This window comes from uncultured Arenimonas sp. (assembly GCF_963976025.1).
Lineage (GTDB): Bacteria > Pseudomonadota > Gammaproteobacteria > Xanthomonadales > Xanthomonadaceae > Arenimonas.
The window spans coordinates 1-24,894 of sequence record NZ_CAXBJS010000019.1 but is presented as its reverse complement, the minus strand read 5'-3'; the positions used below and the strand labels follow the sequence as shown (position 1 = coordinate 24,894).

Here is a 24,894-nt window from a genome sequence, read left to right as displayed (position 1 = left end):
CCCGCCAGTCCGGCGCCATGGACGCCAACAACATCGTGCGCTGGACCCGCCAGCACTTGGGTGAGTGAACACCCGCCCCACAGGAGTTTCCGTGAGCCAGTCCTACCCCGACCTGATCGACGACCTCAATGCCGCCATCGTCCGCCTGCGCGCCGGCGCGCCCGGACCGATGAAGGCCTTCGGCTCGCTCGCGCGCGAGGCGCTCGCGCCCGGGCAGCTCGACGTCAAGACCAAGGAACTGCTGGCCATCGGCATCGCCATCGCCACACGCTGCGACGGCTGCATCGGCTTCCACGTCAAGGCCGCCATCCGCGCCGGCGCCAGCCGCGAAGAAGTGCTTGAAACCGTATCGATGGCGATCTACATGGGCGCGGGGCCGTCGATGATCTACGCCGCCGAAACCCTGCGCGCCTTCGACGAACTCGCGCCGTCGGGCGCCAGCGTTGCCTGAATCCTCAACTGCCGGCGGTCCACTCCCAGGCCAGGAACACGCCACGGCCCGGTTCGTTCACCTGCACCGGATCGGGGTTGAAGGGGTCGAGGTTGGCGCGGTTGAGGTGTTCGGCGTAGGTGCGGTCGAAGGCGTTCTGCACTTCCAGCCGCAGGCGGTGGGCACCGAAGCGCCGGCTCCAGCCCAGGTCGAGCACGCCGAAGCCTGGCGTGCGCCGGGCGTCGAGCCCGCTGCCGGTGAGCACGCTGTCGTCCACGCGGTCCTGGCGCGCGGCGCCGCGCAGGCTGGCGGTCCATTCGCCGCCGCGGGTGTCCCAGGCCAGGGCCAGGGCGCCGTTGAGCGGCGGCATCTGCGCAAGCGGGCGATCGTCGCTGCGGTCCTGGCCGCGGACCCAGGCGGCTTCGGCCTGCAGCGACAGCGAGGGGGCGAGCTGCCAGCGGGCTTCCACCTCGATGCCGGCCAGGCTGGCGTCGATGTTGCGGTAGATGCTGGCGCCGTCGGCGCGCAGCACGCCGTCCTGGCCGCGGGCGCGGTCACGCTGGATGTAGTCGTGCACGCGGTCGGCGAATACGGCCAGGCTGGCCGACGCCGCGTCGCCCTGCCAGGCCAGGCCAAGGTCGAGCTGCGCGTGTTTTTCCAGCGCCAGGCCAGGGTTGCCAATCCAGCGTCCCGAAGGCATCGCCGCCGGCGCGGCCAGGTAACGTTCGGTCGCATCGGCGGCGCGCAGCGTGCGGCTGAGGCCGGCGAAGGCGGTCACGCTGGCCGACAGCGGCTGCTCCCAGCGCAGCAGGCCGGAAACCCCGGTGTCCTGCCAGTCGCTGTTGCTGCTGCCGTAATACATGGCGTAGAACGCCGCCGGCGACATCCCCATCGCGCCAGGCGCCAAACCGGCGCGGCGTGCTTCTGCCTCGAAGCGATCCACGCGCAGGCCCACCGTCAGCCGGCCGGTGCCGAGCGAACGCGTGCCTTCGCCGAACACACCCGCCTGGTCCAGCCGGGCATCGGGCCAGAGGAACGCATTGATCATGGTCAGCTGGCCGGGATTGGGACCGGCGTAACGCGTCGCCTGGCGCCGGTTGGCCACGATGTCCAGGCCCAGTTCCCAGTCCCATGCGCCGGACGCCAGCTCAAGGCGCAGGTCGGCGCCCTGGGTGTCGGACTGCGCGGGCACGCGCATGGCCATGGCCGGCTGCGGGCGAAGGCTGAAGTTGTCCATCACGTGCTCAACCTCGTTGCGCCAGGCGCGGGCCGAGATTTCGCCGGTGGCGAACTCGCGGCGCCAGGCCAGGCGCAGGCCGGTCATCCGGTCCAGCGGTGCGTCCATGCCGGCGCCGGCAAAGCGCGCATCCAGGGTTTCGGCACGCTCGACGCCCAGTTCGAACACGCCGGCGGCCCCGGCCTCCGTGCCCGCCATGGCGTGCACGGCGCGGCGATCGAATCCGCTGCGCACGTCCGCACCGTCGCCGTCCTGGTAATCCCCGAATTGCGCGGCGCTGGCATCGAGCCGCAGCGCCGACCGCGCGCCGCGCCAGAGCAGCTGGCCGTCGCCGCGCCATTCAAGACCGTTGTCGCCGGCGCCGGCACCGACCCGCGCCTGCGTGCCGGGGTCCGAGGTCCACGGAAGCAGGCGCTCGACCAGCACGGCGCCACCGGTGCCGCCGCTGCCATGGGTCAGGCTTTGCACGCCCTTGACCACGGTCACCCGGTCCACGCCCGAGGGCACGGCAAAGGAGGTGGGCGGATCCATGCGGTTGGGGCAGGCGCCCATGACGACGCCGCCATCGCTGCGGATGTTGAGCTGGCCCTGGGACTGTCCGCGGATCACCGGTTCCAGCCCGTGCCCGCCCATGCGCCCGGCGGATACGCCGTTCACCGCACGCAGCAGTTCGGCCAGGTCGCCGGCGGCAGGCGCGCGCAGCGCCTGGTCGCGCAGCGATTCGGTGCCGGCATTGGCTGGCGGCCGGCCGATGACCTCGACCTGGGGCAGGGTGGCGGGCGCCGCATCGGCCCCGGCGGAAGCAAGGGCGGCGGCAAGGGCGAAACAAAACATCGGGATCACTCCGTGGCAGAGGCAGGCGACGACCGCTGCCGGCTGGGCGACAATGGCGGCCATGGACCAGCGGGAAAGCAGCGTGGCGTCGGGCGCGAAGAGTAGGGTCCGCGCCGGGGTGCCGGGGAGCGACAAGATGTCGCACCCCGCCGCATTGGCGAGCCTGGCGCGGCTGCGCTGGCTGGCGATTGCCGCGGTGCCCGCCGTGTTGCCGCTGTCGCTGCCGTGGCTGCCGATGTCCCTGGGCGTGGTCGCGCTGCTGGCGTTCAACCTGTGGGTGCATCGATTCGCCCGTGCGGGTTCGGCGGCGCAGGGCGTGGTGCTGCTGCACCTCGGCGTGGACATCGCGGTGCTGGCCTGGCAGCTGTACTGGAGCGGCGGTCCGGCCAATCCCTTCGTATCCCTGTTCGTGGTGCCGATCGCACTGGCCACGGCCCTGCTGCCCGCACGCGGCGTGGCGGCCACAGCCGGCATGGCGGTGCTTGCCTACGGCCTGCTCTGGTTCGATCACCGGCCGCTGCCGCACATTCACGGCGAGTTCGACCTGCACCTGCTGGGCATGTGGCTCAACTTCCTGCTCACCGCCGCGGTGCTGGCGTTTTTCGGATCGCGCATCGCCGCGGAGCTGGCGCGCCAGCGCGCCGAACTGGCCGCCGAGCGCGAGCGCGGCGCACGCGACGAGGGCGTACTTGCCGTCGCCACCCTCGCCGCGGGCGCGGCGCATGCCCTGAACACGCCGCTGTCCACGCTTTCCGTGGTGCTGGCCGACCTGCGCGACGGCGTGGGTGGCGCCGACCGCGCCGCACTCGCCGAAGACCTGGCGCTGATGCAAACCCAGGTGCAGGCCTGCCGCGATGCGGTGGGCCAGCTGGTGCGCGACGCCCGGGCGGAGTCCGGCCCGATGGCGGTGCAGCGACTCGACGCCCGGCTCAGGGCCGCGCAGGAACGCTGGCGACTCCTGCGGCCCGGCATCCCGGCCACCCTGGTGATCGACGAGGTCGCCGAGGCTTTGCCGGTTGCTGCGGACCGCAGCCTGGATTACCTGGTTCTGAACCTGCTCGACAACGGCGCCGATGCCTCGCGCGCCGCCGGCGGGGAGGGCGTGCGGCTGCAGGCCGGACTGCGCGACGGCCAGCTGGTGCTGGCCTTCCACGACGGTGGGCCGGGCCTGGCGGCCATGCCCGCGTCACCGCTGCGCAGCGACAAGCCCGGTGGCCTGGGCCTGGGCCTGGCCCTCGCAGCCCGGGTCTGCGAACGGTTTGGCGGGCAGCTGGAACCCGTCGCCGGCGGCGTCGAAGCCTGGCTCGATCCGGCTCGCCTCGAACACGGCAAATGAGTACGGCTCCCGACATCCTGGTGGTGGACGACGACGCCAGCTTCGCCCGCGTGCTGGTTCGTTCGCTGCAGCGGCGTGGATTCGCGGCCCGGGCCGTGGCCGGTCCGGCCCAGGCATTGGTGGCCTGTTCCGAACGCCCGCCGACCCATGCCGTGCTCGACCTGATGCTGGGCGACGGCGACGACGGGCTGGCGCTGATGCGTGTGCTGCGCGCCCAGGTGCCGGGGCTGCGCGTGCTGTTGCTGACGGGTTACGCCAGCATCGCGACCGCCGTCGAAGCGATCAAGCGCGGCGCCCACGACTACCTGGCCAAACCCGCCGATGCCGCCGCGGTGCTGCGCGCACTCGGCCTGGAAGCCGGTGGCGAAGAAATGGCGCAGGACGCGGCCAGGCCCATTCCCTGGCACCGCCTTGAATGGGAACACCTGCAGCGCGTGCTGGCCGAACACCAGGGCAACATCGCCGCCACGGCGCGCGCGCTCGGCATGCATCGGCGCACGCTGCAGCGCAAGCTGGCCAAGCGCCCGTCGCCGGGCGGTGGCGAGCCGCCGCTATAGCTGGTCGATCGGCAGCTTGAGGTAGCGCACGCCGTTGGCTTCCGGCTCGGGCAGTTCGCCGGCGCGGATGTTCACCTGCACCGAGGGCAGGATCAGCGTGGGCATGTCCAGGCTGGCATCGCGTTCGGTGCGCATGCGCACGAACTGGTCCTCGTCGGTGCCGATGCGCACGTGGATGTTCGAACGCTTCTGTTCGCCGATGGTGGTTTCGCAGCGTGGCTCGCGACCACCCGGGCCATAGTCGTGGCAGACGAAGACGCGGGTATCGTCGGGCAGCGAAAACAGCCGGTGGATCGAGTGGTAGAGCGTGGCCGCGTCGCCGCCCGGGAAATCGCAGCGCGCCGTGCCGCCGTCGGGCATGAACAGCGAATCGCCGGTGAACAGCGCGTCGCCGATCAGGTAGGCCACCGAATCATTGGTATGCCCCGGCACGGGGATCACCCGCGCGCCGACCTTGCCGATCGAGAACACCTCGTCATCGGCGAACAGGTGGTCGAACTGCGAGCCGTCCACCGGGAAGTGTTCGCCCAGGTTGAAGATCGGCCGGAAGGTCTTTTGCACCGTACGGATGCCCTGGCCGATGGCCAGCTTCGCGCCGGGGAGTTTTTCCTTGAACCAGTGCCCGGCGCTCAGGTGGTCGGCGTGGGCGTGGGTTTCCAGGATCCAGTCCACCTGCACGCCGGCTTCGCGCACCGAGGCCAGCAGTTGTTCGGCGCTGGTGGTGGAGGTGCGCCCGGCCTTGGGGTCGAAATCGAGCACGGGGTCGACCAGGGCGGCGCGGCCGGTTTCGGTGTCGCTGACCAGGTAACTCCAGGTGCCGGTTTCTTCGTGGTAGTGCGGCTTGATGGTGGCCTTGCGCATTGCTGATCTCCCGAAAGCTTCGTTCAATTCTATTCGCCCGTTGGCGAAGCGGGATGAACCCTGGTTTTCGCCAGCGCATGGCGCAGCAGTCGCGCTTGAAGCCGTTCGTCCAGGCCGCGCGGCGTCTGCAGGCCCATACGCTGCAGCGCGGCTTCGTCGCCTGCCTGTTCGCCGGCAAGGGCAGCCGCCACCGTGAGGACGCGCCCGGCCAGGGTGCCCGTGCGAGACGCCAGCCAGGCCAGGGCCGCGGCCAGCCGCTGTTCCTCGGGCGTGAAATCGCTGCCCATCGGGTAGTCGGGAAGTACGCCGGCCTGGCGCAGCGGCGCCAGCCGCGCTCCCAGCGCGCTGCGAGTGTTGCGCGCCCAAGCGGCCGGCGGACTGAAACCGGACTCGAGCTTGCCGACCTTGCGGGCGGCGTCGAGCAGCGGCTTCTGGTCGTCGGCGTGGGCGATCGCGGCCATGGCCAGCACGCATTCGCCGTCGCTGCGTCCGCGCAGGTCGGCGATGCCGTGTTCGGTGATCACGATGTCGCGCAGGTGCCGCGGGATGGTGACGTGGCCGTAGTTCCAGCGCACGTTGGCGGTGGCGTGGCGGCCGTGGCCGCGGCGCGCCCGCAGCATCAGCGCCGAACGCGCGTCGTCGAGGGCATGCGCCATGGCGACGAAGTTGTACTGGCCGCCGACGCCCGACACCACGCGGCCATCCTCGAGCGCGTCGGAAACCGCCGCACCCAGGGCCGTCATCATCATGCAGGTGTTGAAGAAGCGGGCGTCGCGGCGCTGTTCGCGCTCGAGCGCTTCGTCGCCGCCGTAGAGCTGGTTGATGTGCGACACGCGGGTCATGCCGATGCCGCGGGCCTGGTCGGCGGGCAAGTCGCGCAGCCAGTCGTAGAGCGCGTGCGAGCCCAGGTAGAAGGCGCCGTCGAGCCAGCGGCCATCGCGTGCCAGTCGCACCTTGTCCTGTTCGCTGGCATCGCCGCGGTTGATCCGAGCCATGGCACCGACGTCGTCGAGAACCCGGCGCTTGAGAACGCCGGCCTGCGCCAGCGCACGGAATCCGTCGTTGACCATTTCACTGGCGCCGTACAGCCCTTCCCTGAAGGGTGCGGTGCCGCCGACTTCCTGCACCAGCGGGGAACCGTCCAGGCCGGGTGACAGGGCTTCGAGCGCGGCCAGGTACTCGTCGTTGCGGGTATGGCGCAAGACCAGCGCGTGGCAGAGCGCATCGGCCAGCGAGCCGATGCCGATCTGCAGCGTGCCGCCGTCGCGCACCAGTGTGCTGGCGTACAGGCCGATGGCGTGGTCGGCGTCGGCCACGGGCTCGCGCGGCAACGCGAACAAACGCGGCGCGGGGGTGGGATGTTCAAGCACGATGTCGAAAAATCCGGCCGGCACCGCGCAGGGGCCGTCGAGCCATGGCAAGTGCGGGTCAACTTCGGCGACCAGCATCGGTCGCGGTTTGCCCAGGCGCAGGCATTCGTCGAGAAGGTCGAAAGTGAGGTCGGGATTACAGCTCAGGCTCAGGCGCGAGCCGCCGGGTTCGCGCGCGACCTTCTGCACCAGGGCATTGGCGCCACGCGCCGCGACCGCGCGGGCGACATGGGTGTAGTTGAGGCTGACGTAGTCGCGCTGGGCACAGGCCGAGCCCAGCAGCGCACCCGACTGCATGTAGAACTCCTCGACCCGGATGTTGGCCGGCAGTGCGTTGCGACGCATGGCGATGGCGTAATCGAGCACCGGAAAGTCGGCGCCAAACTGCCGCGTCAGGAAGGGCGCCAGGAAGCGCTGCTGCAGGCCCTTGCCCGCCGACGGCGGCGTCAGCGAAAGCGCGGTCAGCAGGTGCAGGGACAAGGACGTATCCGCCTCCACCCGCCGGGTGATGGCGTTCAACACGCGGTGCGGCTTGCCCAGTCCCAGTGGCGCCGCCAGCACCAGCTGGCCACCGGCATGGGCCAGCAGGCGGTCGACGGCGGCGTCCAGGGCAGGGTCGGGCGGGGTGGTCGGGCGTGGGCTCATGGGCAGTCCGGAAAGCGTCGACGGCCAGTATCGCACCCCGTCCCGGGCCCCTTGACAGCGACGATTACGGGCGTAATCTACGGAAAAGTTTACGGACGTAATCGAAATGCAGATCAGCGACGCCGAATCCGTGGTCATGCAGGCCCTGTGGCAGTCCAGCCCCCTGGCGGCCGAAGACGTTTTCGCCGCCGTGGCCGCCGGGCAGGGCTGGCAGGAAGCCACGGTGAAGACCCTGCTCAACCGGCTGCTCAAGAAGGGCGCGATCAGCGCCGAGCGCGACGGCCGGCGTTTCCTTTATTCGCCCGTGCTGGAGCGGGAGCAATGGCAACGCCAGGAAAGTGAATCCCTGGTCGACCGCCTCTTCGGCGGCCGGGTGGCGCCGATGGTTGCCCACTTCACCGAAAGCGGCCGTCTTTCCAAGAAGGATCTGGCAGAGCTGCGGAAGTTGCTGGAGGACATCGACGATGGGCATTGAATGGCTGCTTGAGCCCACCCTGGCCCTGACCGGCGCGTTGTTGGTCGTGCTGTTGCTGCGGACCCTGGTGCGGCGGAGCTTCGGCTCGGCGGCGGCCTACGGGCTGTGGGCACTGGTGCCGGCAAGCCTGGTCGCGGTGCTGCTGCCGGCGGCCGCCGAGCCGGTACTGCCGGCCCTGGTGCGGGTGACGCCGATGGTCGCCATGCCGGCCGCTGCCGCCCCGGCGACGGCGGTCGCCGCCGATCCACTGCTGTGGCTGACCTGGCTCTGGGCAGCTGGCGCGCTGGGCGTGCTGGCCTGGCTGCTGGGCCAGCAGTGGCGTTTCCTCGCCGGCTTGGGGCCGGTGTCGCGCCGCCCCGACGGCCTCCACCAGTGCCTGGCCACGCGCGGCCTGCCAGCCGTGGTGGGCCTGCGACCGCGCATCGTGCTGCCCGGCGACTTCGACCAGCGTTACGACCCGATCGAGCGCGAGCTGGTGCTGGCCCACGAGGCCGAACACCTGCGCCGCGGCGACCTACCGGCCTGCCTGCTGGCCGCGGCCCTGCGCGTGCTGTTCTGGTTCAACCCGCTGGTGCATTTCGCGGCCGCGCGTTTTCGCAATGACCAGGAACTGGCCTGCGACGCCGCCGTGCTTCGCCGTTATCCCGGGCGGCGCCGCCGCTATGGCGACGCGATGCTCAAGACCCGCCTGGCCGACCAGCCGCTGCCGCTTGGCTGCCACTGGTCCGGCTTTTATCCGCTGAAGGAGCGCCTCGCCATGCTGAAGAATCCGCCGCCGTCCCGCCGCCGTCGTTTCGCCGGATTCGCCCTCGTGTCAGTGCTGGGCCTGGCTGCCGCCGCCGTGGCCTGGGCTGCGCAGCCCGGAAGCAGCGTTGACCTCGCGCCGGGCAAGGTGCGGCTGGGCATCAGCGCGAAGGTGGACGGCGAACCGGTCCCGGCCATCGTGGCCGACGTCGATCCCGGCCAGCCCCACCAGGCGGACTTCGAGCATGCCGGTCAGGACTGGGAGACCACCTGGACGGTGACACCGCAGGCCGATGGCACCTTCGACATCAAGGCGCGCCTGCTGCGCGATGGCGAAGTGGTCGGCGAACCCCGAATGATCACCCGCGAGCAGGCCGCCATCGGCATCGGCCAACAAGCGCCGGACGGCAGCTTCAAGGGCATCGAGATCGAAATGACGCTGGCCCTGGGGCCGCCGGCGCCGGGCATGGCGGCGGTGGGCATCCAGGGCGAGGTGCCGGCCTATCCGAAGGCCGCGGCCGATGCCGGGCAGGGTGGCCTGGTGATGCTGCGTGCGTTCGTGGAGGTGGACGGCAGCGTGCGCGAAGTGAGCGTGGACGGCGCCGGCAGCACCGTAGCCGCCGATTCGGACTTCGCGCGCAACTCGGTCGCCGCCGCGGCCAAGTGGAAATTCCAGCCGGCGATGAAGGACGGCAAGCCGGTGCCGGGTTGGGTGATGGTGCCCGTACGCTTCGAGCCGCCGGCGGACCAACAGGCCGGCGACGAAAGCTGATCGCTCAGGGAACCAGCGTCTTTTCCAGCAGCTCCGCCAGGCGCGCCCCGGCCAGCCGCAGGCGCGTTTCGGCGACGGGGCGGTGCTTGTCGAGGTAGGCGTCGGTGATTTTGCGGCCTGGCGGGTACAGGCCTTCGGCCTGGATCAGCCGGCAGGACTCCAGGGTCCAGGCCATCGCGGGATTGTCGGCGCCGGCGGCAGGATCGGCCGGCAGCGGCAGCGTCTGCAGGTGGTCGGCATAGGCCGTGTTGTCCATGCCGGCGCCCTGGACGATCCAGTAGTCCCAGACCCCGTGCAGGTTGGTGCCTTCGCCTTCTGGCGAGCCCTTGCCGGTGTAGTTGAGCTGGTGGTTGTTGCCGCCGCGGTCGTGCGGATAACCCGCGTGCATGGGCTGGTGGGCGTCGCCGACGAAGTGCACCAGGAACTTCAGCGCTTCGACGCGCGCCTGGCGCGGCTGGGAAAGATCGCCCAGCACCTTCGCCTGCGCGTTGATCGCGCCGATCACGCACTCGCCGTCCGGGCAGTCGCGGGCCGCGACGTAATTGCAGTCCTTCCCGGGGATGTTGATGTAGTGCCAGCGCTGGCTGGTTTCGCCCAGCGGGCTCTTGGCGGCTCGGATCTCGTCGGCCCAGGTCGAAACCCCGGCCAGCGTGGGTTCGGGCTCGCCGGCCAGCAGGTCCTGCACCTGGGCCAGGGCGGCCGGCGACAGCTCGCGCTCGGCAAGTTCGCCAACCAGTTCGTGGCCCTGCCGGCTCCAGGCCAGGGCAGGGGGCGTGGCCAGCGTCAGAGCCAGCGCGGTAACAAGAAGGGTCGGTTTCATGGCCGCGGACTTTACGCCAGCGGCCATGAATCCTGCCATCACGGGATCCGGGAGGCCCGGATCAGAACGACCAGACGAAAGCGGCGCCGTAGATCATCGGGGCGATGTTCACGGTGCCGACGCCGGCGCCGTTCACCTTCACGTCGGTATCGATGTCCATGTAGCGGGCGTCGACGCGCAGCCACTTGTTGGTGCCAATGGCGAAGTCGAGGCCGGCATGCGCGGCCAGGCCCCAGGACGCGTCCAGCGACAGGTCGGTGCCGGCCAGCGGGCCGGTGGTTTCTTCGTCGAAGAAGTGCGTGTAGTTCACGCCGGCGCCAACGAAGGGGGTCACCATGGTGTCGTTGCGAAAGTGGTACTGCAGGGTGAAGGTCGGCGGCAGGTGCTTGGTGGAGCCGGCCTTGACGCCGTTGAGCTTGATGTCGTGCTCGAAGGGCAGGGAGGCCAGGATTTCCAGGCCCAGGTTCGGGCTGAAGAAGTACTCGGCGGTGATGGTCGGCTTCCAGTCGTCGCCGACGTCGGCGTCCAGGGTGCCGCCGGCCAGGCTGCCGTTGTCGGACTTCGGGGCGACGACGTGGGCACCGACCGAGAAGGTCCAGTCACCGGCTTCCTGGGCCAGGGCCGGGGCGGAGAAGGCCAGCGCCAGGGCGGCGGCGATCGGGGCAATGAGTGAATTACGCATGGTCGAACTCCAGGTGGGAAGGAAGCTGGCGCCAGTGTCCTCCCCGCCCGCGGGCCGGACCTTGAGGAAAATCAAATGGGGCCTGGTCCGGGCCCCGGGTTTGGGCCGGGCCGCCCGCGCTTGGTAGAATCCGGGGTTTACACCCACCTTTCGCCGGCCGGGCCGGTCCAGGAGAACCCATGTCCATCAAGGTCGCCATCAACGGCTACGGCCGCATCGGTCGCAACATCCTGCGGGCGCTGTACGAAGCCAACCGCACCAACGAAATCACCATCGTGGCGATCAACGACCTGGGTGACGCCGAAACCAACGCCCACCTGACCCAGTACGACACCGCCCACGGCAAGTTCCCGGGCACGGTGACGGTGGAAGGCGGCGACCTGGTGGTCAACGGCGACCGCATCAAGGTCTGCGCCGAACGCGACCCCGCCAAGCTGCCCTGGGGCGAGCTGGGCGTGGACGTGGTGCTCGAGTGCACCGGCCTGTTCACCTCCAAGGCGAAGGCGTCCGCGCACATCACCGCCGGCGCCAAGAAGGTCATCATCTCGGCCCCGGGCGACAAGGACGTGGACAACACCGTGGTCATGGGCGTCAACGAAGGCGTGCTCAAGGCCTCCGACACCGTGATCTCGAACGCCTCGTGCACCACCAACTGCCTGGCGCCGCTGGCCAAGGTGCTGCACGAGAAGATCGGCATCGTGCACGGCCTGATGACCACCATCCACGCCTACACCAACGACCAGGTGCTCACGGACGTCTTCCACAAGGACCTGCGCCGGGCCCGTTCGGCCACCCAGAGCCAGATCCCGACCAAGACCGGCGCCGCCGCCGCCGTGGGCCTGGTGCTGCCGGAACTCAACGGCAAGCTCACCGGTTTCTCGATGCGCGTGCCGACCATCAATGTCTCGGTGGTCGACCTGTCGTTCGTGGCTGCGCGCGAAACCAGCAAGGAAGAAATCGACGCGGTGCTCAAGGCCGCTTCGGAAGGCGAGCTCAAGGGCATCCTGGGCTTCAACACCAAGCCGCTGGTGTCGATCGACTTCAACCACGACCCGCACAGCTCGGTCTACGACAGCACGCTGACCCAGGTCATGGGCGGCACGCTGGTGAAGGTCTGCTCCTGGTACGACAACGAGTGGGGCTTCTCCAACCGCATGCTCGACACCACTCTGGCGCTGATGGCCGCCAAGTAATCCCGACCATCGCGATCTTGAAGACCCCGGCTCCGGCCGGGGTCTTTTTTTTGCCACGGATGAACACGGATGGACACGGATAAGAGCGGATAAAAGCAAATCAACTCAATCCGCTTTTGCTCTATCCGTGTTCATCCGTGTCCATCCGCTTTGATCCGTGTTCAAAACCTAAGTCGGATCGCCGTCATAACCACCCGCCCCCGCAGCACTGCGGCGCAGGCGGTCGTGGATGGCCAGCCAGGCGTCGCCTTCGGGCGGGCGTTCGGCGAGCAGCAGGTTGGCGCCGCGGCCGTCGAGTTCGCGCAGGGCGGCGTACAGGCCGTGGGCGTAGCTGGCGGGTTCGCTGGCCAGCGCCAGGCCGGGCACGCCGTCGGGCAGCCCGCCCAGGGCCAGCACCTGCACCGCCTTGCCCAGGGCCTGCTGTTCGGAGGCTTCTTTTGCCAGCGCCGCGCGCGGCAGAAGCAGCAGCGGCGTGCGCGGCGCGTAGTGGGCTTCGAGCGTGCCGGAAGCGCGCGGACTGGCCGCCGTGGCGCCGGCCTCGACCGGGCCGATCACCGCTTCGATGCGCTCACGGCCCAGCATGCCCGGGCGCAGGATGCGCGGCGTGTCGCCGCTGAAATCGACGATGGTGCTTTCGATGCCGATCGTGCAGTCGCCGCCGTCCAGCACTTCCGGCACGGCGTCGCCGAACTCGGCGCGCACGTGCGCGGCCGTGGTCGGGCTGACGTGGCCGAAGCGGTTGGCCGAAGGCGCCGCCAGGCCACCGCCGAATTCGCGCAGCAGGGCCAGGGCCACCGGGTGGTCGGGGCAGCGCAGGCCGACGGTGTCCTGGCCGCCGGTCACTACGTCGGGCACCCGGGCCTGCTTGCGCAGCACCAGGGTCAGCGGGCCGGGCCAGAAGGCCGCCGCCAGCTGCCGGGCCGCCGCCGGCACGTCGATCGCCCAGTGGTCCAGCGCCTCGACGCCGGCCACGTGCACGATCAGCGGGTGGTCGGCCGGCCGGCCCTTGAGGGCGAAAATGCGGCGCACGGCTTCGGGGTTGCTGGCATCCGCGGCAAGGCCATACACGGTTTCGGTGGGCAGGCCGATGGCCTCGCCCCGGCGCAGGGCGGCCAGCGCGGCTTGCAGGGCAGGATTCATGCCGTCCTCCGGTAGTCGTCGCGCAGCATCCCGTAGATCCAGGAATCGGCGAACTCGCCGCCGACCCGCCAGCGATGGCGCAGCAGGCCCTCGCGCTGGAAGCCGAAGTGTTCCAGCAGGCGCCAGGACGGCCCGTTGCGGGGGTCGACGTCGGCCTCCACGCGTTCAAGGTCCAGCGGCCCGAAGGCATGGGCCAGCGCCAGGCCCACGCCCTCGCGCGCCAGGCCCTGGCCCTGCCGGGACGGCAGCAGCGAATAACCCAGCTCGGCCCGGCGGTTGGGGCCGCTTAGCGAAAACAAGCTGACCGTGCCCACGAAAGCGTCGTCGCCGCGGTCCGCCAGCGCCCAGCCGAAGGTCGCCGGCGGCTTCCAGCCCATACGCTCGTCCAGCCAGGCGTCGGCCTGGGCCAGCTCCGTCCAGGGCGCGAAGCTCCAGTAACGGCAGACTTCCGGGTCGGCGTAGAGCGTGAACAGCGCCGCGGCGTCCGTGCGGCGCAGCGGCCGCAGGCGGACCCGCTGGCCTTCGATCACGGGCAGGTCGGTGCATTCGTCCATGCCGGCATTGTCCCACGCGGTCACGGCGTTTGCCGGCACCGGGCGGCGCGGGGGAAAATGCCCGCTTCCCCGCACCCGGAGCCACCCCATGTCCATCCTCCGCATGGCCGACCTCGACCTGGCCGGCAAGCGTGTCCTGATCCGCGAGGACCTCAACGTGCCGGTCAAGGACGGCCGCATCACCTCCGAACAGCGCATCACGGCGGCCCTGCCGACGATGAAGCTGGCGCTGGAGAAGGGTGCCGCGGTGATGGTCACCTCGCACCTGGGCCGGCCCAAGGAAGGCGTGTGGACGCAGGAGGATTCGCTGGCGCCGGTCGCCGCCCGCCTGGGCGAGCTGCTGGGCCGCGAGGTGCCGCTGGTGAAGGACTGGACCGACGGCGTGCAGGTCGAACCCGGCCAGCTGGTGCTGCTGGAAAACTGCCGCATGAACGTCGGCGAGAAAGCCGACGACGAAGCGCTGTCGAAGAAGTACGCCGCGCTGTGCGACGTGTACGTCATGGACGCCTTCGGCACCGCCCACCGCGCCCAGGCCTCCACCCACGGCGCCATCCGTTTCGCGAAGGTCGCCTGCGGCGGTCCGCTGCTGATGGCCGAGCTCGACGCCCTGGCCAAGGCCCTGCATGCGCCGGCACGGCCGCTGGTCGCGATCGTCGCCGGCTCCAAGGTCAGCACCAAGCTGGAACTGCTGGGCGCCCTGGTGTCGAAGGTCGACCAGCTGATCGTCGGCGGCGGCATCGCCAACACCTTCATCGCCGCGGTCGGGCACCCGGTCGGCAAGTCGCTGTGCGAGGCCGACCTGCTTGACACCGCGCGCCAGATCATGGCCGACGCCAAGGCCCGCGGCGCCGACATCCCGGTGCCCACCGACGTGGTGGTGGCCCCGGCTTTCGCCGCCGACGCACCGGCCACGGTGAAGCCCGTGGCCGACGTCGGCCCCGACGACATGATCCTGGACATCGGCCCGGAAACCGCCGCGCGCTACGCCGCCATGATCGCCAAGGCCGGCAGCGTCATCTGGAACGGCCCGGTCGGCGTGTTCGAGTTCGACGCCTTCGGCAAGGGCACCGAAGTGCTGGCCCACGCCATCGCCGATTCGAACGCCTTCTCGATCGCCGGCGGCGGCGACACGCTGGCGGCGGTCGACAAGTACGGCGTCGAAGGCGGCATCAGCTACATCTCCACCGGCGGCGGCGCCTTCCTTGAGTTCTGCGAGGGCAAGGAGCTGCCGGCGGTCGCGGCGCTCAAGGCCCGCGCGAGCTGACGTGGCGACGATCTTCTTCGACCTCGACGGCACCCTGATCGACTCGGTCGAAGGCATCACCCGCTGCGTGGTGCACGCCTTCGAACGCCTGGGCGAACCGGTGCCCGGCGAACACGAACTGCGTGCCTGGATCGGCCCGCCGCTGCGCGACAGCTTCGCGCCGAAGCTGGGCGACCCGGCCCGGGTCGAACAGGCAGTGGAGTTCTACCGCGAACGCTTCGACACCGACGGCTGGCGCGAACACGCCATCTACGCCGGCATCGGCGACACCGTGGCGGCGCTTGCCGCCGACGGCCACCGGTTGGCCGTGGTCACCGCCAAGAACGAACCGCATGCGCGCCGCATCGTCGAACACCTGCCGTTCGGCGGCCACTTCGAGGACATCATCGGCGCCACGCCCTGCGGGCGGCTGAGCCACAAACCCGAACTGATCGGCGAAGCCCTGGCGCGCCTGGGACTGGCCGCCGACGGCTGCTGGATGGTCGGCGACCGGCACATGGACATCCACGGCGCGCGCCACCACGGCATGCCTTCGGTGGGCGTGCTGTGGGGCTTCGGCGGCGAGGCCGAACTGCGCGAGGCCGGGGCCACGCACCTGGCCCTGTCGCCGGCGGGACTGCGCGGTTTGTTCGCCGCGGTCGCGTGCTAGCTTAGGCGCGTCACAGCCGCCAAAACCTTCCATGACCCCGCCACTTCGCCGCACCAAGATCCTCGCCACCCTCGGCCCGGCCACCGACGCACCGGGCGTGCTTGCCGGCCTGGTGCGCGCCGGCGTCAACGTGGTGCGCCTGAACTTCTCCCACGGCACGCCCGAACAGCACGCGGCGCGGGTGGCGGCGGTGCGCGAAGCCGCGGCCGAACAGGGTCGCGAAGTCGGGATCCTGGCCGACCTGCAGGGCCCGAAGATCCGCATCGAAAAGTTCGCCGGCGGCAAGGTGTCGCTGGTCGCCGGCGACGAGTTCAGCCTGCTGTGCCGCGCCGACGCGCCGCCGGGTGATGCCAGCCAGGTCGGCGTCAGCTACCTGGGCCTGGTCAACGACGTGCGTCCGGGCGACACGCTGCTGCTCGACGACGGCCTGGTGGCGGTCGAAGTGCTGGCGATCGAAGGCGACCGCATCCGCACCCGCGTGCTCACCGACGGCGCGCTGTCCGACCGCAAGGGCCTCAACCGCCTGGGCGGCGGCCTGTCGCTGGGCGCGCTCACCGACCAGGACAAGCAGCACATCACGATTGCTGCTGGCCTGGGCGTGGACTTCCTGGCCGTGTCCTTCTGCCGCTCCGCGGCCGACATGGACGAAGCCCGCGCGCTGGCGCAGGCCGCCGGCTCCGACGCCTTCCTGGTCGCCAAGATCGAACGCGCCGAGGCCATCGAAAACCTCGTTGAAATCACCCGCGCCTCGGACGTGGTGATGGTGGCGCGCGGCGACCTGGGCGTGGAGATCGGCGACGCCGAACTGCCCGGCCTGCAGAAGAAGATCATCCGCACCGCGCTCGAACACAACCGCATCGTCATCACCGCCACCCAGATGCTGCAGTCGATGGTCGACAACCCGATCCCGACCCGCGCCGAGGTTCTGGACGTGGCCAACTCGGTCATCGACGGCACCGACGCGGTGATGCTCTCGGCCGAAACGGCCTCGGGCAGCTACCCGGTGAAGGCGGTCGAGGCCATGGTGCGCATCTGCCTTGGCGCCGAGCGCCAGTTCGACCACGACACCGACTTCGAGAAGGCGCAGCGCGGGCTCGAACGCGCCGACCAGGCCATCGCCATGGCCAGCATGTTCCTGGCCGAACACGTCGACGTGCGCGGCATCGTCGCGCTGACCGAATCCGGCGGCACGGCCCGCTTCCTGTCGCGCTTCCGGTCCAAGGTGCCGATCTACGGCCTGTCCCGCCACGATGGCGCCCGCCGGCGCATGGCCCTGGTGCGCGACGTGTTCCCGGTCAACTTCGACAGCGCCGGCCAGAGCACCCGCGAGGCCGCGCGCGGCGCCCTGCGCCACCTGTTCGGGCTGGGCCTGCTGGCCGAGGGCGACCGCGTGATCATCACCAGCGGCGACCACATGGAGCTGCACGGCGCCACCAACACCCTGCGCCTGCTCAAGGTCGGCCCGGGCGGGGCCGCCGAGGGCCTGGGCGAGCTCTGACCCGGGCAAAAATCCGGGTATAATCAGCGGCTTTCCACCAACCCGGATTCCCGCCATGAGTATCGACCAGCTCGCCGAAACCGCCCAGGCCATGGTGGCCCCGGGCAAGGGCATCATCGCCATCGATGAGTCCACCGCCACCATCAAGAAGCGTTTCGACGGCGTCGGCATCGAGTGCACGGAAGACAACCGCCGCGCCTACCGCGAAATGCTGCTCACCACCCCGAAGCTGGGCGACTACATTTCCGGCGCCATCCTGTACGACGAGACCCTGCGCCAGTCCACCAAGGCCGGCGTGCCCTTCACCAAGGTCATGATGGACGCGGGCATCCTGCCGGGCATCAAGGTCGACATGGGCGCCAAGGCGCTGGCCGGCTTCCCGGGCGAACTGGTCACCGAAGGCCTGGACGGCCTGCGCGACCGCCTGAAGGAATACGGCAAGCTGGGCGCGCGCTTCGCCAAGTGGCGCGCCGTCATCACCATCGGCGAAGACATGCCCTCGGGCACCTGCATCGACGCCAACTGCCACGCGCTGGCCCGCTACGCCGCGCTGTGCCAGGAAGCCGGCATCGTGCCGATGGTCGAACCCGAGGTGCTGATGGACGGCGACCACGACATCGACACCTGCTACGAAATCACCGAAGTCACGCTGCGCTCGCTGTTCGGCGCGCTCTACGAGCACAACATCATGCTCGAGGGCACCATCCTCAAGGCCAGCATGGTCGTGTCGGGCAAGGACTGCCCGGACCAGGCCGGCATCGAGGAAGTCGCCGAAATGACCCTGCGTTGCCTGAAGTCCTCGGTGCCGGCGACCCTGCCGGGCATCGTGTTCCTGTCGGGTGGCCAGAGTGATGAAAACGCTACCGCCCACCTCAACGCCATGAACCAGATGGGCTCCAAGCCCTGGCCCCTGAGCTTCAGCTATGGCCGCGCCATGCAGTCGGCCGCCCTGAAGCTGTGGTCCAAGGACATGGCCGGCAACGTCAAGTCCGCCCAGGACACCGTTTTCGCCCGCGCCCGCGACAACGGCCTGGCCGCGATGGGGCAGTGGAAGAAGGGCTGATCCTTCCCGCGGGCGGCGGCCCCCGGGCCGCCCGCCCAAGGTTCCAGGAAAGCGCCGGCCCCGTGCCGGCGTTTTTGTTTTCGGCATCATCGCGCCGCCTGCACGCCAAGGCCGCGGAGCGCCATTACAATCCCGCGTCCCCCGGCCGCCGCCGGGTGCGAACTTTTCCCCGGGCACCCGGTCATTACCTGGTTGCCCCACCTACAAGGACACCGCCCCGCCATGAGGTTTGGCCGCTCACCCCTGCGCACCCTGCTTGTATTCCTGCCGCTGCTGGCCCTGCTGGCGGCCTGCGGCGAAGAGGAAGCGGGCGGACGCGCTCCGGCGCCGGCCACCGTCACCACGATGGTGGTGCAGGCCAAGCCATGGCGCGACACCATCCAGGCCCTGGGTACCGCGCGCGCCAACGAATCGCTGATGGTCACCGCCAAGGTGACCGAAACCGTGGTGCGGGTGAACTTCGAGGACGGCGACCTGGTCGAGGCCGGCGACGTGCTGGTTGATTTGTCCGGCCGCGCCGAAGTGGCCGGCCTGGAAGAGGCCGCGGCGGCGTACCGCGAAGCGCAGAAGCAGTACCAGCGCCAGCAGCAGCTGGCCGCGCAGAAACTCATCCCGGCCGGGCAGCTCGATAGCCAGCGCGCCACCATGGAATCGGCGCGCGCCCGGCTCGACTTCACGCGCGCCCGGCTGTCCGACCGCGTCATCACCGCCCCCTTCGCCGGCGTGCTGGGTTTCCGCCAGGTCAGCCCCGGCACCCTGGTGACGCCCGGCACCACCATTGCCAGCCTCGACGACGTGTCGGTGATCAAGCTCGATTTTTCGGTGCCCGAATCCTTCCTTTCGGCGCTGGCACCGGGGCAGGCCATCCGCGCCACCAGCGTCGCCTACCCGGACCGGGATTTCACCGGCGAAGTGGCCACCATCGATTCGCGCGTGGACCCCGTCTCGCGCGCCGTGACGGTTCGCGCCGACCTGCCCAATCCCGACCGCCTGCTGCGCCCCGGCATGCTGCTCACCGTCGATGTCTTCCAGCCCGAACGCCAGGCGCTGGTTGTGCCGGAAATCGCCGTCATCCAGGTCTCGCGCACCGCCCACGTTTTCCGCGTCAAGGACGACAACACCGTCGAACAGGTGGACGTGGAGCTGGGCCAGCGCCGCCGCGGCGAAGTGGAGATCCTCGACGGCCTGGCCGCCGGCGACCGCATCGTCGTCGATGGCACGGTCAAGCTGCGTGACGGCAGCGCCATCAGCGACCTGACCCCGGCGCCATGATCCTTTCCGACGTCTCGATCAAGCGGCCGGTCTTCGCGACCGTGATGAGCCTGCTGCTGGTGGTGCTGGGCCTGATCGCCTTCACCCGCCTGACCCTGCGCGAGCTGCCCAACATCGACCCGCCGATCGTTTCGGTCGAGGTCGGTTACCCGGGCGCCTCGGCCGCCGTGGTCGAGACCCGCATCACCCAGATCCTGGAAGACGCCGTCGCCGGCATCGAAGGCATCGAAACCATCGAGTCGCGCAGCCGCAACGGCGAAGCCGACGTCACCCTGGAATTTTCGCTCAGCCGCGACATCGAAGCCGCCGCCAACGACGTGCGCGACGCCATCAGCCGCGTCGGCGACCGCCTGCCGCCCGAAGCCGATCCGCCCGAGATCGAAAAGGTCGAGGCCGACGCCGACGTCATCCTGTGGCTAAATATGAACTCCGAGAAGCTCGACACGCTCGAGCTCAGCGACTACGCCGAACGATATGTCGTCGACCGGCTTTCGAGCATCGACGGCGTTGCCCAGGTGCGCGTCGGCGGCCGCCAGCGTTATTCGATGCGCATCTGGCTCGATCGCGAGGCCCTGGCCGCGCGCGGCCTGACGGTCAACGACGTCGAAAACGCCCTGCGCCGGGAAAACGTCGAACTGCCCGCCGGCAGCATCGAATCCCAGGACCGCGACTTCACCCTGCGCGTGATGCGCGGCTACGAAGACCCGGCCGATTTCGCCAAGCTCACCCTGGCCAAGGGCGAGGACGGCTACCTGGTGCGCCTGGGCGACGTCGCCAGGGTCGAGCGCGCTTCGTCCGAGCGCCGCGCCTACTTCCGCGGCAACGGCCAGCCCAACGTCGGCCTCGGCGTCATCAAGACCTCGACCGCCAACAGCCTGGACGTGGCCCGCGAGGTCAAGGCGGTGCTGCCGACCATCCAGGACACCCTGCCCGAAGGCACCGACATCTTCGTTGCCTTCGACAGCACCATTTTCATCGATGCGGCGGTGAACCGCGTCTACTGGACCCTGTTCGAAGCCATCCTGCTGGTGCTGGTGGTCATCTACCTGTTCCTGGGCAGCGTACGCGCCGCGATCATCCCGGCGGTCACCGTGCCGGTCTGCCTGGTGGCGGCTTTCATCGCGCTGTGGGCCTTTGGTTTTTCGATCAACCTGCTGACCCTGCTGGCGCTGGTCCTGTGTATCGGCTTGGTGGTGGACGACGCCATCGTGGTGCTGGAGAACGTGCAGCGCCGCGCCGACCTGGGCGAACCGCCGCTGGTGGCCGCGCGCCGCGGCACCCAGCAGGTGGCCTTCGCCGTTATCGCCACCACGGCGGTGCTGGCGGCGGTGTTCCTGCCCATCGGCTTCATGGAAGGCAATACCGGCCGGTTGTTCCGCGAACTGTCGGTGGCGCTGGCCGGCGCGGTCATCATCTCGGCCTTCGTGGCGCTGACGCTGACGCCGATGATGTGTTCGCTGCTGGTGCGTCCGCATTCCGAGCCCAGGGGCCTCAACCGCTGGATCCAGGGCCACCTCGACGACCTGGGCAAGGCCTACCGGCGCGCGGTCGAGCGCACGATCGGCAAGCCGTTGCTGTTCGGCGCAGCGCTGCTGGGCACGATGGGTGTTTCGGCCTTCCTGTTGCAGGTGATCCCGGCCGAGCTGTCGCCGCCGGAAGACCGCGGCGCGTTTTTCGTCAGCGTCTCGGGCCCCGAGGGCGCCGGCTACGACTACACGGTCGAACAGATGCAGGGCCTGGAAGAAATCCTGTTCAAGTACACCGGCGAAGGCCAGCCGATCGACCGCGTGAACACCGCCGTGCCCGGCGGCTGGGGCGCGGGAGGCACCATGCACACCGGCCGCGCGATCGTGCTGCTCAAGCCCTGGAACGAACGCGACGTCGACACCAGCCAGCTGGTGGAAAAAGTGCGCGGCGAACTCAACCAGCTGCCGGGGGTCGTCGCCCGCCCGCAGGTGCGCACCGGCCTGGTGCGCAGCGGCGGCCAGCCGCTGCAGGTGGTGCTGGGCGGCCCCGACTACGCGGAGCTGGCCGAATGGCGCGACCGCATGCTGGCGCGCATGGATGAAAACCCGGGCCTGTACGGCGCCGATTCGGACTACAAGGAAACCCAGCCGCAGCTGCGCGTCGAGATCAACCGCGCCCGCGCCGCCGACCTGGGCGTGTCGGTGCAGGAAATCGGCCGCACCCTGGAAACGATGATGGGCTCGCGCCGGGTCACCACCTACGTGGAAGACGGCGAGGAATACGACGTCATCCTGCAGGCCCGGCGCGAAGACCGCGCCTCGCCGGCCGACCTCGACAATCTTTACGTGCGCTCGGGCCGCAGCGGCGAACTGGTGCCGCTGTCGAACCTGGTCAGCCTGACCGAGCTGGCCGAACCGGGTGAGTTCAACCGCTTCAACCGCCTGCGCGCGATCAGCCTGTCCGCTGGCCTGGCCCCGGGTTACACCCTGGGCGAAGCCCTGGAGTGGGTGCGCCAGGCCGCCGACGAAGAACTGCCCGAACGCGCCCAGCTCGACTACAAGGGCGAATCGCGCGAGTACCAGAGCGCCGGCGGCGCGGTCATCTTCACCTTCGCGATGGCGCTGCTGGTGGTTTACCTGGTGCTGGCGGCGCAGTTCGAAAGTTTCCTGCACCCGGTGGTGATCATGCTCACCGTGCCGCTGGCGGTGCTGGGCGCGCTGTTGGGGCTGTGGCTGTTCGGCAGTTCGCTCAACCTGTTCAGCCAGATCGGCATCGTCATGCTGGTCGGCCTGGCGGCCAAGAACGGCATCCTGATCGTCGAGTTCGCCAACCAGCTGCGCGACGAGGGCCTGGCCGTGCGCGACGCCATCGTCGAGGCGGCCGCCGTGCGCATGCGGCCGATCCTGATGACCTCGATCGCGACGATGATGGGCGCGGTGCCCCTGGTGGTGGCCGGCGGCCCGGGTTCGGCCAGCCGCGCGACCATCGGCATCGTCATCATTTCCGGCGTGGCCTTTTCGACCCTGCTGTCGCTGTTCGTGGTGCCGGCGTTCTATACGCTGCTGGCCCCGTTCACGCGGTCCCCGGAAGCCGTGGCGCGCAAGCTCGAGAAGCTCGAGCGCGAAACCCCCGCCGTCGGCGGCCACGCCTGAACCGGCCCGGACGGCCCCTTGCCCGGGCCGTCCGTTAGACTGGCGCCATGAACGACAACCGACCCCCGGGCGGCAGCGGTCCCTACCGCGGCCCGCCGACCCAGCGGCGCGACAAGCGCGAACGCCAGCGTGACCGCGAGGCCACGACGCCGGCGCCATCGGGCCCGCGCCCGTCCGCGCCGCGTCCGGCATTCCGCCCCGAGTCCGCCGAGGCGGCCACGCCGCGCGGCCCGCGCGAACAGCGCCTGTACGGCCTCAATGCCTGCCTGGCCATGTTCGCGCGCCGCCCCGGCGACCTGCGCAAGGTCTGGCTGCTCGAATCGCGCATCCACCGGCTCAAGGACGTGCTGGCCTACTGCGTGCAGAACCGCATCGGCTACACCGTGGTCGGCGACGAAGACCTGCAGAAGCTGGCCGCCAGCAGCCACCACGAAGGCGTGGTGTTCGGCGCGATGCCGGCGCCCGAACTGTCGCTTTCCAGCTGGCTGCGCGACCTGCCGCCCGGCCCCCAGGTGGCCCTGTGGCTCGACGGCGTCGGCAACCCGCACAACCTGGGCGCGATCCTGCGTTCGGCGGCGCACTTCGGCGTCGCCGGCCTGCTGCTGCCCAGGGAGTCGTCGCTGGCGCTGTCCGGCGCCGCGGCGCGCGTGGCCGAAGGCGGCGCCGAGGTCGTGCCGATGGTGCGCCTGGGCCGCGCCGACAACAGCCTGGCCCAGCTCACATCAGCCGGCTTCGTGGCCGCCGCCACCGTGGTCCGAGGCGGCGAGCCCCTGCACGCCGCGGCCCTGCCACAGCGCCTGCTGCTGGTGATGGGTGCCGAACAAAGCGGCGTCGACCCGCTGCTGGCCGATGCCGCGACGCTGCGGCTGGCGATCCCGGGCACCGGGGCGGTGGAAAGCCTGAACGTGGCCTCGGCGACCAGCGTGTTCCTGGCCGAGTGGTGGCGCCAGCAGCGGGCATGAACCGGCAATTCAGCCCGGTGGCGGCATAATCGGGCAAATGGACATCTCAATCCGGTTTACCCACCTGCTGCGCGGCATGGCGCTGACCCTGCTGCTGTTGCCCACCCTGGTCCTGGCCCAGCGCACCGAATACGGCGTGGACTACCTGGTGCGTTTCCTGCCAGACAAGGGCCAGGCCGACGTCAGCATCCGCCTGACCCCGGGCACCGGCGAAGTCCGGCGCCTGCGCCTGCGCATGCCGGAAGACCGCTATTCGAACGTGCGCGGAGACGGCGAGGTCACCCGCAAGGGCGACATGGTGACCTGGGTGCCGCCCCGCGGCGAACCGGCCCGCCTGCGTTTCCTGCACACCGTCGACCACAAGCGCCGCGGCGGTGGCTACGACGCCCGCATGACCGCCGACTGGGCGCTCCTGCGCGGCGACGACCTGGTGCCGCCGGCGACGGTGGTGGCGACCAAGGGCGCCGATTCGCGCGCCCGCCTGCGCTTCCAGCTGCCCAAGGGCTGGGGCAACGTGGACACGCCCTTCAAGCGCAGCCGCGACGGCAAGTCCTTCGTCATCGCCAATCCCGAGCGCAGCTTCGACCGCCCGACCGGCTGGATCATCGCCGGCGACGTCGGCACCCGGCGCGAGCAGTTCGAGAACATCGAGATCAGCGTCGCCGGCCCCAAGGGCGACGAAGTCCGGCGCAACGACATGCTGGCCTTCTTCAACGTGCTGGTGCCGCAGTTCGAGGAGCTCTACGGCAAGCTGCCGATCAAGGTGCTTATCGTCAGCGCCGGTGACCCGATGTGGCGCGGTGGCCTGTCGGGCCCGCGGTCGCTGTTCCTGCACGCCGACCGGCCGCTGATCAGCGAAAACGGCACCAGCACCCTGGTGCACGAGCTCAGCCACGTGTTCACCCGCCTTCGCGGCGCCGACGGCGACGACTGGATCACCGAGGCGGTGGCCGAGTATTACTCGATCGAACTGATGCGCCGCGCCAGCCTGCTCAGCGACGCGCGTGCGGACAAGGCCCAGGACTGGATGGCCGACCACGGCCGCGAGGTTTCATCGCTTACCTCGAACCGTTCCCAAGGTCCGCGCACCGCCCGCGGCGTGCGCCTGCTGCGCGAACTCGACGCCGAGATCCGCAAGGCCACGAAAAACAAGCGCAGCCTCGACGACCTGATCCGCGCCGTGCTGCCCCTGCGCGAAGTCTCCCGCGAAGACCTGCGCGAACAGGCCGCGAAACTCATCGGCCGCCCGTCGAAGGTCCTGCAGTCGGAAGTGCTGGACTAAGCGCTACTCGGTCTTGACCGGCAGGGTCCCGAAGTCGACGTCGGTTTCGGCGGCGAGGTAGGCCAGCACGGCGTAGGCCGCGACCTGCTGGTCGAGCGCACGCGGGTCGATCTTGTCCAGGGTGTCGTTGGCGGT

At 70.0% G+C, this 24,894-nt stretch carries 21 protein-coding genes; 14 read left to right on the top strand and 7 right to left on the bottom strand.

Going from position 1 to position 24,894, the window contains the following annotated elements; all coding sequences use genetic code 11:
* The first annotated feature begins 91 nt into the window (after window positions 1-91).
* Entirely contained in the window at window positions 92-451 is a 360-nt protein-coding gene (locus AACZ35_RS02635) for a carboxymuconolactone decarboxylase family protein (protein WP_339825728.1), read from the top strand.
* A gap of 4 nt (window positions 452-455) precedes the next feature.
* On the opposite strand, the gene AACZ35_RS02630 is transcribed toward AACZ35_RS02635, so the two are convergent.
* A complete protein-coding gene (locus tag AACZ35_RS02630; RefSeq protein ID WP_339825726.1) occupies window positions 456-2,501 on the bottom strand; it encodes a TonB-dependent receptor in 2,046 nt (681 codons plus the stop codon).
* Between the two features lie 136 nt (window positions 2,502-2,637).
* On the opposite strand from AACZ35_RS02630, the gene AACZ35_RS02625 reads away from it, so the two are divergent.
* Together AACZ35_RS02625 and AACZ35_RS02620 are read left to right on the top strand one after the other, a co-directional pair.
* Window positions 2,638-3,837, top strand: a complete 1,200-nt coding sequence (locus AACZ35_RS02625) for an ATP-binding protein (protein WP_339825723.1) — start codon at window positions 2,638-2,640, stop codon at window positions 3,835-3,837.
* A complete protein-coding gene (locus tag AACZ35_RS02620) occupies window positions 3,834-4,394 on the top strand; it encodes a response regulator (RefSeq protein WP_339825720.1) in 561 nt (186 codons plus the stop codon). The genes AACZ35_RS02625 and AACZ35_RS02620 overlap by 4 nt, the downstream gene beginning before the upstream one ends.
* On the opposite strand, the gene AACZ35_RS02615 is transcribed toward AACZ35_RS02620, so the two are convergent.
* Window positions 4,389-5,255, bottom strand: coding sequence for an MBL fold metallo-hydrolase (locus tag AACZ35_RS02615; protein ID WP_339825717.1), 867 nt, complete (start codon window positions 5,253-5,255; stop codon window positions 4,389-4,391). The two genes, AACZ35_RS02620 and AACZ35_RS02615, sit on opposite strands and share 6 nt — an antisense overlap.
* A gap of 29 nt (window positions 5,256-5,284) precedes the next feature.
* Window positions 5,285-7,270 (bottom strand): acetyl-CoA hydrolase/transferase C-terminal domain-containing protein, encoded by a 1,986-nt coding sequence (locus AACZ35_RS02610; protein WP_339825714.1) that lies wholly within the window; start codon window positions 7,268-7,270, stop codon window positions 5,285-5,287.
* A 106-nt stretch (window positions 7,271-7,376) separates the two neighbouring features.
* On the opposite strand from AACZ35_RS02610, the gene AACZ35_RS02605 reads away from it, so the two are divergent.
* Together AACZ35_RS02605 and AACZ35_RS02600 are read left to right on the top strand one after the other, a co-directional pair.
* Window positions 7,377-7,745 (top strand): BlaI/MecI/CopY family transcriptional regulator, encoded by a 369-nt coding sequence (locus tag AACZ35_RS02605; protein WP_339825711.1) that lies wholly within the window; start codon window positions 7,377-7,379, stop codon window positions 7,743-7,745.
* Entirely contained in the window at window positions 7,735-9,261 is a 1,527-nt protein-coding gene (locus AACZ35_RS02600) for a TonB family protein (protein ID WP_339825708.1), read from the top strand. The genes AACZ35_RS02605 and AACZ35_RS02600 overlap by 11 nt, the downstream gene beginning before the upstream one ends.
* Window positions 9,262-9,265: 4 nt before the next feature.
* Here AACZ35_RS02600 and AACZ35_RS02595 read toward each other — a convergent pair whose 3' ends face one another.
* Window positions 9,266-10,081 (bottom strand): S1/P1 nuclease, encoded by an 816-nt coding sequence (locus AACZ35_RS02595; RefSeq protein ID WP_339825706.1) that lies wholly within the window; start codon window positions 10,079-10,081, stop codon window positions 9,266-9,268.
* A 61-nt stretch (window positions 10,082-10,142) separates the two neighbouring features.
* Entirely contained in the window at window positions 10,143-10,763 is a 621-nt protein-coding gene (locus AACZ35_RS02590; protein WP_339825703.1) for an OmpW family outer membrane protein, read from the bottom strand.
* Between the two features lie 179 nt (window positions 10,764-10,942).
* Here AACZ35_RS02590 and gap point away from each other — a divergent pair, with 179 nt between their 5' ends.
* Window positions 10,943-11,956 carry a type I glyceraldehyde-3-phosphate dehydrogenase gene (gene gap / locus AACZ35_RS02585; protein WP_339825701.1) on the top strand — a complete coding sequence of 338 codons (1,014 nt, stop codon included), beginning with the start codon at window positions 10,943-10,945 and terminating at the stop codon, window positions 11,954-11,956.
* Window positions 11,957-12,124: 168 nt separating this feature from the next.
* Here gap and AACZ35_RS02580 read toward each other — a convergent pair whose 3' ends face one another.
* Both AACZ35_RS02580 and AACZ35_RS02575 read right to left on the bottom strand, forming a co-directional pair.
* A complete protein-coding gene (locus tag AACZ35_RS02580) occupies window positions 12,125-13,096 on the bottom strand; it encodes an L-threonylcarbamoyladenylate synthase (protein WP_339825698.1) in 972 nt (323 codons plus the stop codon).
* A complete protein-coding gene (locus tag AACZ35_RS02575) occupies window positions 13,093-13,650 on the bottom strand; it encodes a GNAT family N-acetyltransferase (RefSeq protein ID WP_339825696.1) in 558 nt (185 codons plus the stop codon). The genes AACZ35_RS02580 and AACZ35_RS02575 overlap by 4 nt, the downstream gene beginning before the upstream one ends.
* Before the next feature lie 88 nt (window positions 13,651-13,738).
* On the opposite strand from AACZ35_RS02575, the gene AACZ35_RS02570 reads away from it, so the two are divergent.
* From AACZ35_RS02570 to AACZ35_RS02535, 8 genes are all read left to right on the top strand, one after another.
* Complete coding sequence (locus AACZ35_RS02570) at window positions 13,739-14,914, top strand: phosphoglycerate kinase (protein WP_339825694.1); 1,176 nt, start codon at window positions 13,739-13,741, stop codon at window positions 14,912-14,914.
* A 1-nt stretch (window position 14,915) separates the two neighbouring features.
* Window positions 14,916-15,563, top strand: a complete 648-nt coding sequence (locus AACZ35_RS02565; RefSeq protein ID WP_339825692.1) for an HAD hydrolase-like protein — start codon at window positions 14,916-14,918, stop codon at window positions 15,561-15,563.
* Window positions 15,564-15,594: 31 nt separating this feature from the next.
* Entirely contained in the window at window positions 15,595-17,061 is a 1,467-nt protein-coding gene (pyk, locus tag AACZ35_RS02560; protein ID WP_339825689.1) for a pyruvate kinase, read from the top strand.
* 55 nt (window positions 17,062-17,116) lie between these two features.
* Window positions 17,117-18,124 carry a class I fructose-bisphosphate aldolase gene (locus tag AACZ35_RS02555; protein ID WP_339825686.1) on the top strand — a complete coding sequence of 336 codons (1,008 nt, stop codon included), beginning with the start codon at window positions 17,117-17,119 and terminating at the stop codon, window positions 18,122-18,124.
* 222 nt (window positions 18,125-18,346) lie between these two features.
* Window positions 18,347-19,396, top strand: coding sequence for an efflux RND transporter periplasmic adaptor subunit (locus AACZ35_RS02550; RefSeq protein ID WP_339825684.1), 1,050 nt, complete (start codon window positions 18,347-18,349; stop codon window positions 19,394-19,396).
* Window positions 19,393-22,515 (top strand): efflux RND transporter permease subunit, encoded by a 3,123-nt coding sequence (locus AACZ35_RS02545; protein WP_339825682.1) that lies wholly within the window; start codon window positions 19,393-19,395, stop codon window positions 22,513-22,515. Before AACZ35_RS02550 ends, AACZ35_RS02545 begins: the two co-directional genes overlap by 4 nt.
* Before the next feature lie 47 nt (window positions 22,516-22,562).
* Complete coding sequence (locus tag AACZ35_RS02540) at window positions 22,563-23,477, top strand: TrmH family RNA methyltransferase (RefSeq protein ID WP_339825680.1); 915 nt, start codon at window positions 22,563-22,565, stop codon at window positions 23,475-23,477.
* Window positions 23,478-23,514: 37 nt separating this feature from the next.
* Window positions 23,515-24,759, top strand: coding sequence for a hypothetical protein (locus AACZ35_RS02535; RefSeq protein ID WP_339825678.1), 1,245 nt, complete (start codon window positions 23,515-23,517; stop codon window positions 24,757-24,759).
* Window positions 24,760-24,894 lie beyond the last annotated feature (135 nt).